Source organism: Pararcticibacter amylolyticus (assembly GCF_003130405.1).
Lineage (GTDB): Bacteria > Bacteroidota > Bacteroidia > Sphingobacteriales > Sphingobacteriaceae > Arcticibacter > Arcticibacter amylolyticus.
Window position 1 is genome coordinate 84157 of sequence record NZ_QEAS01000007.1, and the last position, 2147, is coordinate 86303.

Annotated in this window: 3 protein-coding genes; all 3 read right to left on the reverse strand. The window is 41.5% G+C overall.

Going from position 1 to position 2147, the window contains the following annotated elements; genetic code table 11:
- Positions 1–155: 155 nt before the first annotated feature.
- On the reverse strand, positions 156–806 hold the full coding sequence (locus DDR33_RS09755; RefSeq protein ID WP_109415594.1) for an ATP-binding cassette domain-containing protein: 651 nt from the start codon (positions 804–806) through the stop codon (positions 156–158).
- The gene (locus DDR33_RS09760) at positions 793–1092 is read right to left on the reverse strand and encodes a hypothetical protein (RefSeq protein WP_109415595.1); all 300 of its coding nucleotides are present in this window, start codon (positions 1090–1092) and stop codon (positions 793–795) included. The genes DDR33_RS09755 and DDR33_RS09760 overlap by 14 nt, the downstream gene beginning before the upstream one ends.
- Positions 1093–1194: 102 nt before the next feature.
- Positions 1195–2055 (reverse strand): sigma-70 family RNA polymerase sigma factor, encoded by an 861-nt coding sequence (locus DDR33_RS09765; protein WP_109415596.1) that lies wholly within the window; start codon positions 2053–2055, stop codon positions 1195–1197.
- Positions 2056–2147: the final 92 nt, after the last annotated feature.

The window sequence follows — 2147 nt, forward strand, 5'->3', positions numbered from 1 at the left end:
GGCATTTGTGGTAGCCATCCATTCCATGGGAGAAATCCATTTGCGATCAACCATGTGGGGCGTTTATTTGATATATGAGGGGGATGTGGAGTATGGTAAGAGGCTTTATGGGTTGATTTTTAAGGGATTATAATCTAAATACCAATGGCCAACAGCTAAAAGCTAAGCTCGCTTATGTAATTATAAAGGACCAGGTCGGACTCGTTCCTGATGTTGTAAACTGCATTATTGTGCATCAGAACGATCCGGTCACTGACTTCCATAAGCGGGCGGTAGAGATGGTCGGTGAGGATAATCCCTTTCTCTTTGCCTTTCTCGCGGATGATGTCCTGGAGCGTTTCGATCTGATAAGGTGCGATTTCTGAAAAAGGCTCGTCAAGGAGCAGGTATGTAGCTGGCCTGGAAAGAATCCAAAGGCATTCGAGGAATCTCCTTTCTCCACCGGATAAATCGTTCATTCTGCTTCCGGCGATTGGTTTAAGCCGATCCATTGTTTCCTGGCTTACTACAGATGGTCCGCAATCATCCAGGATCTTACCGACCTTCAGGAAAGAAGGGAGAAATTTATGCTGTGGAAGATAAGCGATGTTTTTTCCCGCAAATGCCTTTTTTATAATCTTGTCATCTATCCGTAAGTGTTTGAATTGGGCATTAAGGGTACCAAAAATGATTTTCAGTAAACTTGATTTTCCGCACCCGTTTCGTCCGAGAAGCCCGACTATCTCTCCTGCTTTACATGAGAGGTAGCAACCGGAAAGAATTTCCCGTTCTCCGAAACGAAGTGTTACGCTATCAATCTGCAGCATAAGTAATGATGATTTTGATGGCGGATATCAGGAGGGTAAAAGCAGCGAGATTGATTGCGGCAACCCTTAAAAATATAGCGAGAGAAGAATATCCAAGGTTTTGAAAATAGCATAAGTACTTTCTAATGGAGGATGCAGTCAGAAAATAGATCCCTATATAAAAAAATATCTTCAGTATCAAGATAACGGGAATGACCGGCAAAGACAGGAACAGCCAGATCCCAACAATGTTGGCTACGCTAAACCAAACAACGTATAAACGATAAAATTGAAGGTATATCTTCACTCAGGCAATTTAACAGTTTTATTGTCGCCATTCAAGACCCTGTAAATGTAAAAAGGCTTCCTTTCGGGAAGCCTTAGTATGTTTTAATAAATCTGAAATTTCTTAACCTAAGTAAGATTTGAGAATTTTACTGCGTGAAGTATGGCGAAGCCTTTGCAGGGCCTTGTCTTTAATCTGGCGAACACGTTCGCGGGTTAGATTAAATTTTTCGCCTATTTCTTCGAGGGAAAGAGGATGATTGGTTCCTAAGCCGAAGAACAATACAATGATTTCGCGTTCACGTTCTGTTAATGTTTGTAAAGAACGTTTTATCTCTTCTGAAAGAGATTCATTGATCAGGTTGCTGTCGGTATTAGGATCGTCATTTTCGAGAACGTCCAGCAGGGTGTTTTCTTCTCCCTGAACAAATGGCGCGTCCATAGAAACATGCCGGCCTGAATTACTTAAAGTGTCAGAAATCTTATCCACAGTTGTTTCTAAGATATCTGCCAGCTCTTCAGGGGACGGTTCACGCTCGTATTCCTGTTCCAGCTTTGAAAAAGCTTTGCTGATCTTGCTTAATGATCCTACCTGATTTAAAGGCAAACGAACAATACGCGACTGTTCGGCAATTGCCTGCAGGATAGACTGGCGGATCCACCAAACTGCATAGGAAATGAATTTAAAACCCTTAGTTTCGTCAAAACGTTTAGCTGCCTTAATCAGGCCCAGATTTCCTTCGTTGATCAGGTCTCCTAATGTAAGTCCCTGATTCTGATATTGTTTTGCTACTGATACTACGAAACGTAAGTTGGTTTTGGTTAACCGTTCCAATGCGGCCTGATCGCCCTCGCGGATCTTTTGCGCAAGAATTACTTCTTCTTCAGCAGTAATCAAATCTACTTTACCAATCTCGTGAAGATACTTATCAAGTGATTGCGACTCGCGATTGGTAATCGATTGTGTTATTTTGAGTTGTCTCATTTAAAATTATGATACCCCTTTCTAAAAAGCGTGTGCAAAGTTAAGAACTTTTGTCTCTTAAACGATTTTTTATCAAAAAAGTTGCCAGCTAA